Source organism: Chryseobacterium shigense (assembly GCF_014207845.1).
Classification (GTDB): Bacteria; Bacteroidota; Bacteroidia; order Flavobacteriales; family Weeksellaceae; genus Chryseobacterium; species Chryseobacterium shigense_A.
In genome coordinates this window covers 1,668,080-1,684,057 of sequence record NZ_JACHLC010000001.1, presented here as the reverse complement: position 1 = coordinate 1,684,057, position 15,978 = coordinate 1,668,080, and the positions used below count along the sequence as shown (strand labels likewise).

The following is a 15,978-nucleotide window of genomic DNA, read 5'->3' as shown; positions in this document are numbered from 1 at the left end:
GAAGAAAGATTTTAGTGATATTTATAAGATCTAAACAATCCTTATATCACTGAATTGAGCCTCTCCGAATTTGTCCTGAAACTTTTTAAGATAAAAGCTCTTACGCATCTGGAAATCATGTTTTAATATAGGAGAATCAATCCTAATGATAATGCACTTGTCTTCAATATTAACGCTTCTGATCTCACTGAAAAGACTTTCATCCAGATAGTCTTCAAGGAAATCCTTAATTTCAAAAGCAATCAGCTTATGCTCAAAACCATGTATCCTTGCAAAAGATTTTACAAGCTCTGAGGATTGAAATTCACGTTTTTTATTCTTCTTCATGGGTTCAGGTTACAGGTTTGTATTATCAAACATCAAAAATGATGCTTTCCTCATTGATTTTCTTCACTACACTTTCCGTACGCTCCCTGTGCGTATCCGTAATGAAAATCTGTCCGAAACTTTCCTGATTAACCAGCTCAATCAATTGCGAAACCCGCGTATCATCGAGCTTATCAAAAATGTCGTCGAGAAGAAGGATGGGAGTTTTCTTGGTCAATTCTTTCACAAGACTCATCTGAGCCAGTTTTAAGGAAATCAGGAAAGATTTCTGCTGTCCCTGAGAACCTGTCTTTTTAATCAGCACATGATCCATTTCAAATAGCAGATCATCTTTGTGAATTCCCTTTGAAGTATACGTCAGCATCCGGTCTCTTTCAAGACTTTCTGTTAAGAGCTGTTGAAAATTTCTGTCAGGCTGAGCGGAGTCGAAGCCTGCAATTAAATCAGATTGATAATGAACCGAAACCATCTCTTTCCCTCCGGAAATGATCCTGTAGAAATTCTGAACAATTGGACCCAGTTTCTCAACAAAATTTCTTCTTTTCTCAAAAATCCTCGTTCCGAATTTTGTGATGGGAGCATCATAGATTTCCAGAGAATCTTTATCCCAGGTTCTGTTTTTGGCAAAATATTTCAACAGGGCATTTCTTTGCTGCACTGTTTTCTGATATTGTATCAGATCAAAAAGGTACTCCGAATCCGTTTGAGAGATCATTGAATCCAGAAACTTTCTGCGGCTTTCCCCGGAATCTGAAATCAGGTTAGAGTCATACGGTGAGATCATTACACTTGGCAGATATCCGATATGGTCTGCAAGCCTGTCATAGCTTTTATCATTCTTTTTGATGATCTTTTTGGCTTCTTTGGGCTGGGAGATTTTGATGGTATCTTCACGGTCCTCATTTAAAATCTCAGCGTCAATGGTGAAAAAATCTTCCTCTCTTTTGATATTGTTGAAATCTGTATTGCCCAAAAAACTTTTCCCTACGGATAAATAATGCAGTGCATCCAGGATATTCGTCTTTCCGGCACCGTTGTTTCCCACAAAACAATTGATCTGGGGAGAGAACTCAAATTTCTTCTCCGAATGGTTTTTGAAATTGTAAAGGGAAAGCTTCTTGATAATCATTCGTCAAAAATACTCCATTATTAGTAAAAATAAAAAGGGAAGTGCAGAGCAGGTTTCTATCCAGAATGAAAAATAAGTGTCATCTCTTTTATTTTCAGAGAAATAGATAAATATAAACGTAATAATTCCCGATAAAAAAAATGCGATACCATAAGCAGGTTTAAGATAAAAAGCAGCAATCAGCATACTGATGAAAACAAGCAGATAGGCAATATATTTTGTATTCTGTACACCTATCAACTTAGGAAAAGTCTGTACCGTATCACTTTCCATGTCCCGGATATCAAAGGGTAAAACCAGTGCCGTTATAAAAAAGAAACTGATAAAAAATATCGGAAAGCTGAATTCCGGAAGCGTAAGCCAGCTGTTGACCAACGCCCAGACCAGCCCAACGTAGAATATCTTCAGTAATGGGATTTTCCTGATATAGACGTCCAGGAAAAAACTGTTGTAAAGCAGTCCCAAAACCACAATGACAAACCATTTCAAAAGTCTTATTTCATTATGATTGTGAATGATCAGGAAAGCACAGATAATGCCTGCTATTGCATTCAGAACCAGTATTTTCAAAAAGTGCCTGGTATATTGGTACTTGGTGTAAAGATAACCGCTGAAATAAGTAATGAAAATTAAGAGCACAGTAGGGAAACGGAATGTGTTTTGCTCTTTCATGAAAAATACCGCAAATAAAGTTCCCATAACAGAGACATAAATTTGACTGTCAATAACAGTTTTTTTCAGTATTTTTAAGAAATTCATTTATCAAAAATAACATATATGAAAAGATTTTCCAAGATTTTTATGCTTTTGCTTCTAATGCTGAGCTTTTCCGTTGTTTCGGCACAGAAATACTACGACGATCAGTGGAAAAAAATAATAGAAAACAGCGCAAAAGGTGCTTACAAATCTAATCTTCCTATCATTTTAGACATACAAAACCATGCGATGAAAGAAAACAATGCCATCCAGCTCATCCGTTCCCTGAAAGCAGAATTCAGTGTTGTAAACCAGACAGTGGATGATGACCAGAATGATTCTGCCTCCCAATTTTTTAAGAAGCTTCAGGAAGCGGATACCAGGCTTAAAGGAGAAGAGAAACTCGTATATAAAGTTCTCTTAAATGAATTTTTTATGGATTACTATAACCAGAATTCATGGGAAATAGAAAGCAGAACCAATATCAATTCACAGGATATTTCCCAGATTGAAACCTGGAGTAAACTGGATTTTAAAAACTATCTGAAGAAAAATTATCAGGAACTTGATCAGCAGAAACAGGAAATGAAGAAAACCTCCCTGCTGAAATACAAAACTATTTTTACAGACATAAAAGATATTGCTTATTTCCCAACCGTATATGAGTGGTATGCTGTAAAAAAGATCAGTTACCTTTCCGCAAATGGGCTTTTTACCAAAAATGAACTGACGGAGAACGGAACCCAGATTAATACTGTTTTTGACGAACTTATTGCCCAGAACACCGGAAACCCTAAGCTTTATTTCATGAAAGAAAAGCTGACGGAAAACTGTAATTACAACCAGTGTAAAGATAAACTTGAACAGCTTCAAAACCTTTTGAAATCTGATACGGAAGGAGATTACAAAGTCATTATCATGGAAGATATCATGAATGAATTTGTGGATAAAAAGAAGGAGAAAGAAGCTTTGGCCATTGCAGATCAGGCTAAGAAACAATACCCTAAATCTCCTTTCCTTGAAAATATAAAAAACAAAGAAAATCAGATTACCAATCCTTTTCTTACCATTAAATATGAGCAGCAGACTCAGAGTAATCTGCCGATCCATTTTGTGGCAGATCATAAGAACGTAACAGAATTTTCCCTGAATATTTATGAAGTAAAAGAAGATTTCACTTCACTGATGCAATATGTGCAGAATTCCTACAACAATACTTTTGGAAAAATTAAAAAAAATCTCGTAAGAAAAGAAACTTTCCAGCTTGGAGATTCCAAAGATTACCAGGTTCATAAAACCTCATTGGAGATCAAGCCTCTTCCTTCAGGAGTTTATGTTGTTGAATATTCCGTTGCAGGATCAGAAGCAAAAGACAGTGATGTCAGACAGAACTTCTATTTTCTGGTTTCCGGAAACAGGATCATCTACCAGACAAAAACAGACAGAAACCAGCTTTCCAATGTACTGAAGCTCGTTAACAGTGAAAACGGGAATCCAACAGCCAATGAAGGTCTTACTTTCTATGAATTTGTTGCCAATAAAACTTTAAACAAAATTGATGGCAAAACCGATGCAAATGGCGTTTTCAAATTCCCATCCACGAACAGCAAAGAATATTACAGAACTTTTCTGATCCGCCAGCCGAAAACCAATGATTTCCAGATCATGCAGGTGTACGGAAACAGCGGAAATGCAGAAAACTACAACCCGAATAAACAAACCCGTACGCTGGCACAGATCTTTACGGACAGAGCCATCTACAGGCCGGGACAGACTGTGTATTTCAAAGTTATCAATACAAAAATTGATAAAGAAACCGAAGGTGTAATTTCGGGCTTAAAGCAAAAAATCACACTTCTTGATGCCAACAGCCAGGAGGTTTCTTCACAGAATTTTTCAACAAATGAATTCGGTTCTTACCACGGAAGCTTCATCCTTCCGAAAGGCCAGCTGAACGGAGTTTTCTATTTAAAAACCGATGAAGGAACTGAAGGCGGATATAAAGACATCAGGGTTGAAGAATATAAAAGACCAAAATTTGAAGTCACTTTCGATCCTGTAAAAGAGGAATACAAATATGGGCAGACTATAGAACTGAAAGGAAAAGCAATGATGTTCTCCGGAGTAGCTCTGAGCAATACAACCGTAAGTTATGAGATCAAAAAACATAACATCAGATGGAGATATTTCTGGTGGTATCCTCATGATAATGATAACGAAAATTCCATTCTTGGCGAGGTTAAAACCAATGAAAAAGGAGAATTCACAATCCGTCTTGATCTTAAAAAAGATGAAAAGCTGGAAGGAATCCAGATTGATAATTATGAAGTCAATGCTTCGGTAACAGATATTAACGGAGAAACACAGTCTGCCGACACTCAATTGAAAGTAGCTTCGGTTTCTCATTACATTAAAGCTGATGGAATCAAGAATACATTCAGTGATGAAAATGTAAAACTGAAAGTAGAAACTCTAAATTATAACGAACAGGATCTTAAAAAATCATATAAGGTAAAACTGTCTAAACTGTCCGTACCCAACAGGATTTTCAGGGATAATTTTGCACAGGAAGTTCAGAATCTTCCAAAGTATTCCAAAGAAGAATTTATCAGCAAATTTCCACATGATCTGTTTGATAAAAATGATGAGGTTAAAAACTGGAAAGCAGAAAAAGTAATTTCTGAAAAACTTCAGCAGCCGGCAACAGAATTAGATCTTGGAAAACTGGACGCAGGAGATTACCAGCTTGAACTCTATAATATTGAAGGGAAAGATACCATAAAATCTTCCCAGAACTTCAGCATCTGGGATAAAGGATCGTTAAAACCTTCACAAAAAACGTTCTTAACGGTTGTTGAACCGAAGAATGAATTTTCAAGAGGAGAAAAGGCTAAAGTATATGTATACTCGGCAATTCCGGATGCTGTTGTGAATGTATTTGTTCAGGATGGCTCAGGAAAAACAGTTTCAGAAGTACATCAGCTGAAAAAAGGAGTGTTGGAATATACCGCAGATATCCCGAAAGATAAAAGTGTGGCGGCATTGAATATCCAGTTCCAGGTTGCAGCATTTAATGATGTACAGACGCAGTCCGTAACTTTAAAAATAAAAGATACAGAACAGCCTTTAAAAATAGAAACCGTTACCTTCAGAGATAAGCTGGAACCGAATTCAAAAGAAAAATGGACGGTAAAAGTTTCAGGAAATGATAAGGAAAAAGTAAATGCCGAGGTGCTGGCCAATATGTATGATATGTCACTGGATCAGTTTGCCGCCAATAGCTTCAGCTGGCAGAATTTATATACGCCATATTCTATGGTAACATCTTATGATATCAGACAATATTTATTACAGCAATACTATCAGAAAAGATTGAAATATTACAATGGAAAATATGTAGACGTACCCAACTTTAATTGGTTTGATGAAAGTATTTTCTATGGAAGTTCAGCTCTTCAGGAATTGGAAGTAAACGAAGGTGTAAAAAATTCTGCATATTCTCCGGCTCCTCCCGCACCTGTTGTTGCAAAGGCTAAGATGGTTCGTAAATTGGAAACAACCACAGGATTGGTAACTACAGAAGGCGCTCTGGCTGATGCAGCCGCAGCCGGATATTCAGATAATTCGCCGGCAATAGTTGAAAACCTGGAAAAAGTACCTGTACGCCAGAATCTCAACGAAACCGCATTCTTCTACCCGGATCTGAAAACAGATGCAGACGGAAATGTAAATTTTGAATTCACTTCTCCGGAAGCATTGACAAAATGGAAACTGATGTTCCTGGCTCATACCAAAGACGCCAGAGCCTCAACATTGGAAAAACAGGTCGTAACCCAGAAAGAATTCTCTGTAACACCAAACTATCCAAGATTTTTAAGAGAAGGAGATGAGCTGAACCTTCAGTCTAAATTATCCAACCTTACCGATAAAAAACTAAGCGGTTCAGCAGAACTTCAGATCCTGGATGCCTTCACGAATGAAAACATTTCTTCTCAATTCGGAATCAATGCAGGAGTGCAGAATTTTAACTTAGATGAAAAAGGAAACAGTGCATTAACATGGAAGCTGAAAGTTCCAAACAATATTTCTTCTATCATTTTAAAAGTAGTGGCAAAAGCCGGAGCCTATTCAGATGGTGAGCAGCAGGCGGTTGCTGTACTTCCGAACAGAATGCTGGTGACAGATGCGGTTCCGGTATTTGTAAAAGAAGGCGAAACAAAGACATTCGTTTTAGATAACCTTAAAAATGCAAATTCTAACACGATCTCCAACGTTTCCAATACATTGGAACTTACCGCAAATCCGATCTGGGAAATCATGTTTGCGCTTCCAAGCCTGAAAAATGATCAGAACAACTCTGCTGATGTAATCTTCAACAAATGGTTCGCGGATGTATTGGCTTCTGAAATATTCAAGGCCAATCCGAAAATGAAAACTGTTTTTGAAGAATATCAAAGCAAAGGATTACTGAATTCCAATCTTGAAAAAAATCAGGAACTGAAACAGCTTTTACTGGAAGAAACCCCTTGGGTGCTGGAAAGTAAAAATGAAGGCGAGCAGATGCAGAAACTGGCTCTGTTATTTGATGCCAATACAATGAGAAATTCAATTAACCAGGATTGGGACGATCTTAAGAAACTGCAGAATCCGGATGGTGGATTCTCATGGTATCCCGGATATCCAAGTTCTTATGGAACGTCACTGTACATTCTTAAAAACTTAGGGAAAATCAATAGCTGGTTAAAAGATAATGCCAAAGATTATCAGGGGTCCGGACAGAAAGAACTGGTTACGAAATTAGTTCAGTATGTAGACAATGAAATAGATAAATACTGGGATGTTAAGAAAGATAATATCTGGACCAACTGGGCAATGGATTACCTTGATACGCGCAACTACTGGGAAAAACAATATCCTTTACAGGGAAAAGGAGCATCATTGAAATCATTGGTAAAACAGAAAGCGAAAACAGCGAAGATTACAGATTTCACTTTCTTCGGACTTCACCGTGCTGCCTTATTGATGAATGGTTACGGTTTAAAAGATGTTTCTGATAAGTTAATGAATTACCTGAAAGAAACATCCACCGATACTAAAACCCAAGGTGTTTACTGGAAACAGAATTTGAACGACTGGGGCTGGTTCGGATCCAAGGTAGTCAATCATGCAGGAGCTTTGGAAGCATTCAATACCTTAAAGCCGAATGACCAGGCAATGATTGAGGACATGAAAATCTGGTTAATTACCCAGAAAGAAGTCAATTCATGGGGAAGCTCAAGAGGAACTTCGGAAGTCATTTTCACAATCCTGAATTCAGGAAAATCATGGACAAGCGCTGAAAGTGATAAAGCAACAATCGTTTGGGGAGGAAAAGAACTTGCTCCTCAAACCCAGGCTACCGGTTATGTGAAATCAACGGTTAAAACTGATGCAGTAGATAAAAATTTAGGAACAGTTACCGTTACCAAACCAGGGCCGGGAATTGTTCAGGGAGGATTATTCTGGCAGTATTATGAAGACCTGGATAAAATAAAATCCTCAGAAAACTACATCTCCATTACCAAAGAACTTTACAAAAAAGTAAAAACGGTAAACGGTGAGGAACTTCAGAAGATTTCATCCGATACTCCGTTGAAAATAGGTGATAAGGTAACCGTAAGAATGATCCTGAATACGGACAGAGCGATGGAATTCATTCACATCAAAGATATGCGTGCGGCAGGATTTGAGCCTGTAGATGCATTGTCAGGCTATCAGTGGAAAAACAGTCTGGGGTATTACCAATCAACTAAAGATGCCTCTACCAATTTCTACATTCAGTATATGCCAAAAGGAAAATATATATTTGAATATGACCTTGTTTCCAATGCTGCCGGTAAGTTTTCCAACGGGATCACAACGATGCAGAATTACTATGCACCACAGATGAATGCCCATACAAAAGGAACCAATGTGACAATTTCAGAGTAATTTATAAAGTAAATAAAAAAAACTGTAGTAATATCTTACTGCAGTTTTTTTTGTTCTTTTTTTTGTAGTGAATGTAAGATTTTATAGAAAGTTTTTGTAAAATTAAACATTTGTTTAATTTTGGAATGATTTTTGAAAATACAACAGAAATTTTAAAAACAAACAAAATGAAATTTTCAAAGACGTTAATTACAGGATTGGTAATGTTGGTAGGGGTTAATGCTTTCGCTCAAAAGAAAGCAGAAAAATTTGAAAAATTACAGATTGAAATGTTCCCTAAAGCAAAAGACGGATTCAAGCAGGTATACATTCAGCTGCCTGTTGCAAAAAATGAAAGCGATTTAAAAGTAGAATTTTTTGTAGGGGCCGAAAAAATGCTGGACTGCAACAAATATTTCCTGATGGGAGATGTAAAAACCCAGGATCTTCAGGGGTGGGGATACAATTATTACGAAGTAGAGTCTAATGGTGAATCGGGCGGAACATTAATGGCTTGCCCGGATCAGAAAAAGACCAAAAAGTTTGTAACCCTTAAGCCGGAGATTGTAAGGTACAACAGCAAACTTCCTTTGGTATTCTATGTACCGAAAGACTTTGAAGTCCGTTACCGAATTTTACGTCCTGATGCTAAAATGAAATCAGCAATTCAGAGATAACCGATATAATTTAAAATAATAACTCCTCACAAAATTTGTGGGGAGTTTTTGTTTGCTGTAAACTATCCTCTAAAGTAATTAAAATAAAATCTGCTCCATCTACTAAATCTGCGAAAGTTTATTTTTTTTCTCGCAGATTTAGTAGATGGAGCAGATTTTTTGGAAATCGTCAAACTATTAATAAACATAACTCTAGAACTTACTCTAATATTCTGCTTAAAAAGTCAATTGATTTAGCTTAACATTTTTAAAAACTTCAACTCTTTTAATGGTTTAAATTAAAGCATAAATATATTTCGTAAACAATGATGAATACACAATAATTTATTTTTTCAATTAAAACATCCTTCAAATTAAAATCAAACACTTCTTCTATACTTATCACAACTAGAGGATTAAAACTAAACACTTTTTAAACTTGTTTTAAATTCGTTACAATAATGAATTATCTCCTCGGATTTAACAAATTTTTGCATTATATTTGTTATAAACATAAACCATGAAAAACAATTTATTGATTTTTACGTTTAGTTTTTTGGCTTTCCCCGCTTTTTGCCGGGCACAGTCTGCGCCGGATTTTAAAGAACTTTTAGACAGTGCTATGGTCAGGGATTCCGATCTCAAAATGCAGATTACCCAGAACAAACTCACAGACCTTGATGGACATAAACTGAAAGATATCTTTCTTCCCACACTTGAAGTAAGCGGACAGGCCGGATATTTGAACGCAACAGCAAGATTAACATCGCCGGAAATCAATCTGGCTCCTTTCATTAATATTCCCGAAGGAAGTTTTAATAATAATCTTAACGTTTCAGGTTTTTCAGGAATTGCAAAAGCAGATGCTAAAATGCTTCTCTATTCAGGCGGAAAAGTGAAGTACCTGAAAAAAGCCAACGAAGAAAAGAAAATCTCCGAAGATATTCTTCTTGAAAAAACAAAAGACGATGTAGTAGCTAATATTTCCAGGGCTTATGACCAGCTTGCATTGATCCATCAGTCTAAAAAAGTACTCGATGAGAGCAAAAAAAGACTGGATATTAATCGCAAAACGGCAGATAAAGCTCTCGGTTATGGTTTAATCACTCCGTATGACCATAAAAAAATTGAACTGGCACAGGCTGCTCTCGATGCCAAAATGGTAGAATATGAAGGCAAAAAAGAACTTCTTCTTACCCAGCTTTATATTTTAACGGGAATCAATAAAGAACGTCTCAGAATAATTGATCCGGTACTTTCTCCTGTAGAACTTTTATCCTCAGAAAAAGGAATAGAAGAAAGGGCAGAGGTTCGTGCGCTGGAACACGGAATAACAGCAGCAGATTACAAAATAAAAGCTGAAAGAACCTGGATGATCCCTAAAGTACAATTAATGGCATCCGCATACTACATCGGACTCTATGGAAGCCGTATCAAAACATCAGAAAATGTAATTCCTGCAGTCCCTGCTTTAGGCTACGAAGGTGCAAAACTGGACTGGAAGCCAACCAATATTAATATCCTTCCTTTGCTAACCGCTGGTGTAGGTTTTAAATGGGAGATATTCGACGGAAAAGAAGGAAAACATGCCGAAGAAACAGCAAAAGTTGGAAAAGAAGTCCTTCAGAACAAAAAAGAAGATGCCCTTAAAAAATTAACCTTAAATCTGGCCAATAATCAGACCAATTACAACATAGCAACAGCACAGATCACTTTGAAGGCTAAAGAAAAAGAACTGGCGAAGAATGCCCTGATCCAGGCAGAAAAAGAATTCAGGTACGGAATGAGCAAATCTTCACAGCTCATAGACGCAGAAAACGATCTTGAAGCTGCGGAGCTTGAATACCAGAACGCTCTTTTTAATCAGAGAAGAGCCGGAATAGAGCTGATGAGATCTACCCAGGAACTTGATATCACTAAACTTTATTAATCCCTTACCATTAAAATAATGCATAAAAATATAGTCATACTCTTTGCTGTTCTTTTTCTAGTAGGGAGCTGCAGTGAAAAAAAAGAAAACCTGAATGATTCTGAAGGAAAAACCAAAAAAGATATAATCTCATTTGCACCTAAAGTAACCGGAAGAATCTTAAAAATATACGTAAGCGAAGGCCAGACCGTGAAAAAAGGAGATACACTGGCATTACTTGATGTACCGGAAGTCTCCGCAAAAATTGCCCAGGCTCAAGGAGCTGTAAATGCCGCAACAGCCCAGGAACAGATGGCAAAAAACGGAGCTACGGCAGACCAGTTGAGACAGCTTAAGGCCAAACATAAAGGCCTAAAAGAACAATATGAATTTGCTCAGAAATCTTTTAAAAGAGCTAATAATATGTACCGTGACAGCCTTATGTCTCCTCAGGCGTATGATGAGGTTTATGCCAAGCTTCAGGGCGCAAAAGCCCAGTATGATGCTGTTATAGCTGAACTGGACGATGTACAAAGAGGAACACGCTTTGAAAAAGTGGAAATGGCGGCAGGGCAGGCCTCCCAGGCCAAAGGTGCTCTTCAGGAAGCTAATGTGGCCTATTCTGAAAGATACATCATCGCTACCAATGACATGGAAATAGAAACCATCAGCCTCAATACAGGTGAGCTGGCTACTGCAGGTTTTGCTTTATTTAATGGCTATATTCCCGAAAGTACCTATTTCAGGTTTACAGTGCCTGAAAGTTCTATTTCAAAATATAAAAAAGGACAGCAGGTAAATATGCAGGTTGTTTATAATAAAGAAACTCTCACCGGAACCATTGTTTACATTAAACAGCTGACAAGATATGCAGATATTACAACAGCTTACCCGGATTATCAGTTGCAGGACGCAGTGTATGAGATCAAAGTGAAACCTGCTGACGTGAATAAGGCTAAAAGTATTTTAGTCAACGCTAATGTTATCCTGAAATAATTATGAACGAATTTTTCCGGCTTTTAAAACGTGAATTCCGGCTTTTTATAGGCAATTCTACCCTTCGGACCGTATTTTTTCTGGCCCCGGTATTCTATGCCACACTATTGGGTTTCGTGTATAAAAGCGGAAAAGTAGAAAATACTCCGGTACTGGTGATCGATAGGGATAATACCCCTTTGTCAAGCCAGCTGACAGATATGCTGGACGATAATAAAAGCATCAGCATCGTTAAATATGCACAGGAGCCTTTAAGCATAAAAGATGAAGTGATCCGGCATGAAGCTGCCGCAGTTGTCATTATTCCGGCAAGGTTTGAGGCGGAAATGCTCCAGAAAAAATACCCTGAACTGAATGTCTACATCAATACAGGAAACGTTCTTACTGCTAATTTTGCTTCCAAAGCACTTCAGCTTACGATAGGAACATTCTCTGCCGGAGCATCCATCAAAGCCTTACAAAAGGCCGGAATGCCTGCTACAAAAGCAGCAACACAATATGAGCCGTTCAAAGCCAACTATATCACCCTTTTCAATACTACAGGAAACTACCTTATTTTTATGTGGCCGGCCATGCTGGCTGTAGTTCTGCAACAGGTGATTCTCCTTGCAATGGCCGTAAGTTTTGCAGCAGAATTTGAAAGAGGTTCATTTGTAAAAGAATACCTTAAGATGAAAAAATGGGCTTTCCCGACAATGCTCATCAAAGTAATTCCCATCTGGGTATTTTCCATACTTATTGTAAGTGTCTATTACTTTATGCATATGATTTTCAGGGTTCCGATGCCTGAAGGGATACTCAATTTTATTCTTCTTACCGCGGTATTTGTTGGCTCTGCATCATTTTTAGGCGTGTTCATCAGTATTCTTATTCCTGATGCACTGAAAGCTACACAGATTTTAATGGTCATTGCTTCACCGGCATTCATTATCAGCGGATTTACCTGGCCTCTGAGTGCAATGCCTTCATTTGTACAGTTTATTGCCAATATTATTCCTCTCACTCCTTTTCTTCAGGCCTTTAAAATTTTATTGATCCAGAAAGGCTCTGTAGAACTTACATTTCCTTTTCTGAAACATTTAAGTATCCTGCTTGTGGTTTACGCTATTCTTGGCTGGATTGCCTTAAAGATCAAACTTTGGTTTATTTTTAAAAAAAACGCAAACGGAAACCAAAAATGTTTGAGAGCCTCATGATAAAAGATATAGTATCCGGATATTAAATCAATTTATACCCAATTTGAGCCTTAACCCGCAACTTGTAACTCACAATTTAAACCCTGCATCCCGCCACCTCGAAACACGTCACCACTTTTTTCATTAGCCTGTAAAAATCAAAAGAAAAAACTGATATATTTGCTTTCAGATAATTAGAAAGTTATGGAAAATGTATTTGATGCAAAAGATGCTCAGAATTATATAGATAGGATTAATAAGCTGGTAGAAGATACCCACGGCTTATGGGGGAAAATGACGGTTGACCAGATGCTTGCCCATTGCAGCGTATCCTATGAAATGGTATATGAGCCTGAAAAGCATAAAAAACCGGGTGCTATTGCAAAATTTATCCTGAAGACTTTTGTAAAACCTAAAGTAGTCGGAGAAAAAGCGTATCCAAGAGATTCTCCTACAGCTCCGCAATTTTTAATTGCAGGAAGAAAAAACTTTGATGAAGAGAAAAAAAGACTGATCGGGTTCATTCAGAAAACACAGCAATTGGGGGCAGATGCATTCGATGGCAAAGAATCTTTTTCTTTCGGTAAATTAAATTCACAGGAATGGAATAATATGTTTGCAAAACACCTTAACCATCACCTGTCACAATTCGGCGTTTAAATATTAATACACACTATGAAAAAACTTTTATGGATCCTCATTCTTGCCTGCAATTTTGCATGGGGGCAGATGCCGGATATCTCGAATGTCTGGCTGAACAACAGTAAACCTTATAACGGAACAATAGGAGACCGCGGACAGGAGCTGAAACTGAAAATAAATATCTCCGAACAGAATAAAAAAAACGACCAGGAATATTTTGTTTCCGGATATTCTCTTGTAGATAACAACTATGCAAAGTATGAAGGTAAAATAACCATCACAAAGTATAGAGATGCCAAGAAAAAAGGAGTGGTATTCGGGGATTACGAACTGGCGGAAGAACCCAAAGGAAAACATTCCGGTATTTTTAAAGGTAAATTTATCTATACCTTCAAATGGAATAAAAAAACTGAAAAAGTAGAAGCTCAGTATATAGAATTTATTGGTGATTGGAAAAGTTATGACGGGACACTGGACTTCAAAACCCGATTAAAAAACCAATAACCATAATAAATATGCTAAGAAGAATACTGGCTGTTCCCGCCGGACTCATTGCAGGAATTATCTGCATCACTATTGTTGAAAAAATCGGACATTCTTTGTACCCGCCGCCTGCAGCAGCCGGAAGCGGTGATATGACCGCAATGAAAGAATATGTGGCTCACGCTCCATTCATGGCGCTGTTTTTCGTGATTATCGGATATGCATTGGCCGCTTTCGTTTCAGGATTTACAGCTTCAAAAATTGCCGGAAACGGAAAACATACATCTGCAGCAGTCTGTGGAATTATTTTCCTGTTTATAACCATATATATGATGTTTTCTCTTCCTACCCCGGTTTGGTTCTGGATCCTGGGAATTCTTGTATGGGGACTGGTCTTTGCCGGAAGTACATTAGCTTTAAAAACAAAAAAAATATGAGATTAGGAGTATTCTCAATCAGTTTGAGCGTAAAAGACCTTCAGAAGTCTAAAGATTTTTATGAAAAACTCGGTTTTAGCGCTATGGGCGGAAATATGGAACATAATTACCTGATCATGAAGAACGGAAGTACTTTGATCGGTCTGTTTCAGGCTATGTTTGATGGAAACATGCTTACCTTCAATCCGGGATGGGATGAAAATGCCCGGAATCTGGAATCTTTTGACGATGTACGTGATATCCAGAAACATTTAAAAGAAAATGGAATTGAACTGGAAAAATCAGCAGACGAAACCACTTCAGGACCTGAACATATTTTCCTGAAAGATCCGGACGGAAATATGATTTTAATTGACCAACACAGATAACATTGATTATGAAAATATTAAAAAGAATTATCCTTGTCCTGGCTTCCATCCTGATTTTATGGATGGTGGTGGCTGCCTTTATTTCAGGAGACTGTGTCTATGAAAAATCAATAACCATCAATGCACCCGTTGAAAAAGTATGGCAGCATACCAATACTTTGAAAGCAATGGACCAATGGAGCCCATGGAACGACATCGATCCTGCCATGAAGAAAGACTGGACCGGAACTACAGGTCAGCCTGGTGAAAAAATGTGCTGGGACAGTGAAAAAGATAAAGCTGGAAAAGGCTGCCAGGAAGTGAAAAAAGTAGATGCTGCAGGTAAAAGAATTGATACGGATATCAAATTTTTAACACCTTATGAAAGTGAAGCCCATGCTTATGTGAAAATTGTCCCTGAAGGAAATGGAAGCAAAGCCACCTGGGGATTTACATCAGAAATACCTTATCCTTTTACGGTAATGAAACTATTTATGAATATGGAAGATGCTATTGGAAAAGATTACCAGAAAGGACTTTCCGGATTAAAAGAATTATCTGAAAAACCCTGAACAGAAACTCATTAAAACTTAACTAATAAAAAAACAACTATGGCATCAGTAAACGTTTATTTAACATTTCATGGAAACTGCAAAGAAGCATTCGACTTTTATAAATCAGTTTTCGGAGGAGAATATCCTTACATCGGAACTTTTGGAGAAATGCCTCCTATGGATGGCAAAGAAATTCCTGAAGCAGATAAAGACAAGATTATGCACGTTTCCCTTCCCATTTCAAAAGAAACCGTTTTGATGGGAAGCGATACAGGAGGAGAATGGGCTTCCCACTACAAACCGGGAAACAACTTTGCAATTTCCATCAACGCAGAATCTAAAGAAGAAGCGGATAAATTATTCAGCGGTCTTTCTGCCGGCGGAAAAGTAACAATGCCTATGGCAGATACTTTCTGGGGAGCTTATTTCGGGATGTTTACCGATAAATTTGATATTAACTGGATGGTAAACTACGATGATCCTGCGAAAATGCAGCAGCATCCTTAATATTTATATTTTGTATACGAAATATAGTTAAAACTAACCGGCAGAGATATCTGCCGGTTTTTTATTTATAATACATTTGCATTCCAAAAAAAAAAAAATGAAAAGAAGCGGTAACGGATCAGAATATAATCACAAAGCTTGCTTCTTATTATCACAACGAATAAAAAAATA

At 37.5% G+C, this 15,978-nt stretch carries 14 protein-coding genes; 11 read left to right on the top strand and 3 right to left on the bottom strand.

Going from position 1 to position 15,978, the window contains the following annotated elements; genetic code table 11:
* Positions 1–30: 30 nt before the first annotated feature.
* Genes HNP36_RS07755 through HNP36_RS07745 form a run of 3 tightly spaced genes read right to left on the bottom strand, consistent with a single transcriptional unit; the run spans position 31 to position 2,155 of the window.
* A complete protein-coding gene (locus HNP36_RS07755; protein ID WP_184158754.1) occupies positions 31–327 on the bottom strand; it encodes a DciA family protein in 297 nt (98 codons plus the stop codon).
* A 25-nt stretch (positions 328–352) separates the two neighbouring features.
* Positions 353–1,456, bottom strand: a complete 1,104-nt coding sequence (gene recF, locus HNP36_RS07750) for a DNA replication/repair protein RecF (RefSeq protein WP_184158756.1) — start codon at positions 1,454–1,456, stop codon at positions 353–355.
* Between the two features lie 3 nt (positions 1,457–1,459).
* Positions 1,460–2,155: a hypothetical protein gene (locus HNP36_RS07745; protein ID WP_317168962.1), complete on the bottom strand. Its 696-nt coding sequence runs from the start codon at positions 2,153–2,155 to the stop codon at positions 1,460–1,462.
* A 78-nt stretch (positions 2,156–2,233) separates the two neighbouring features.
* On the opposite strand from HNP36_RS07745, the gene HNP36_RS07740 reads away from it, so the two are divergent.
* The 11 genes from HNP36_RS07740 to HNP36_RS07690 all read left to right on the top strand — a co-directional run bounded on the left by HNP36_RS07740 (position 2,234) and on the right by HNP36_RS07690 (position 15,807).
* On the top strand, positions 2,234–8,122 hold the full coding sequence (locus HNP36_RS07740) for an alpha-2-macroglobulin family protein (RefSeq protein ID WP_184158760.1): 5,889 nt from the start codon (positions 2,234–2,236) through the stop codon (positions 8,120–8,122).
* A 167-nt stretch (positions 8,123–8,289) separates the two neighbouring features.
* Positions 8,290–8,778, top strand: coding sequence for a serine protease inhibitor ecotin (eco, locus tag HNP36_RS07735; RefSeq protein WP_184158762.1), 489 nt, complete (start codon positions 8,290–8,292; stop codon positions 8,776–8,778).
* A gap of 499 nt (positions 8,779–9,277) precedes the next feature.
* The gene (locus HNP36_RS07730) at positions 9,278–10,687 is read left to right on the top strand and encodes a TolC family protein (protein WP_184158764.1); all 1,410 of its coding nucleotides are present in this window, start codon (positions 9,278–9,280) and stop codon (positions 10,685–10,687) included.
* Between the two features lie 18 nt (positions 10,688–10,705).
* A complete protein-coding gene (locus HNP36_RS07725; RefSeq protein ID WP_184158766.1) occupies positions 10,706–11,662 on the top strand; it encodes an HlyD family secretion protein in 957 nt (318 codons plus the stop codon).
* 2 nt (positions 11,663–11,664) lie between these two features.
* The gene (locus HNP36_RS07720) at positions 11,665–12,858 is read left to right on the top strand and encodes an ABC transporter permease (RefSeq protein WP_184158768.1); all 1,194 of its coding nucleotides are present in this window, start codon (positions 11,665–11,667) and stop codon (positions 12,856–12,858) included.
* Between the two features lie 183 nt (positions 12,859–13,041).
* Positions 13,042–13,497, top strand: coding sequence for a DUF1569 domain-containing protein (locus HNP36_RS07715; protein WP_184158771.1), 456 nt, complete (start codon positions 13,042–13,044; stop codon positions 13,495–13,497).
* 15 nt (positions 13,498–13,512) lie between these two features.
* Positions 13,513–13,983, top strand: coding sequence for a hypothetical protein (locus tag HNP36_RS07710; RefSeq protein WP_184158773.1), 471 nt, complete (start codon positions 13,513–13,515; stop codon positions 13,981–13,983).
* A gap of 11 nt (positions 13,984–13,994) precedes the next feature.
* Positions 13,995–14,399, top strand: coding sequence for a hypothetical protein (locus HNP36_RS07705; protein WP_184158775.1), 405 nt, complete (start codon positions 13,995–13,997; stop codon positions 14,397–14,399).
* Positions 14,396–14,767, top strand: coding sequence for a VOC family protein (locus HNP36_RS07700; protein WP_184158778.1), 372 nt, complete (start codon positions 14,396–14,398; stop codon positions 14,765–14,767). The genes HNP36_RS07705 and HNP36_RS07700 overlap by 4 nt, the downstream gene beginning before the upstream one ends.
* An 8-nt stretch (positions 14,768–14,775) precedes the next feature.
* On the top strand, positions 14,776–15,318 hold the full coding sequence (locus HNP36_RS07695; protein WP_184158780.1) for an SRPBCC family protein: 543 nt from the start codon (positions 14,776–14,778) through the stop codon (positions 15,316–15,318).
* A 39-nt stretch (positions 15,319–15,357) separates the two neighbouring features.
* A complete protein-coding gene (locus HNP36_RS07690) occupies positions 15,358–15,807 on the top strand; it encodes a VOC family protein (protein WP_184158782.1) in 450 nt (149 codons plus the stop codon).
* Positions 15,808–15,978 lie beyond the last annotated feature (171 nt).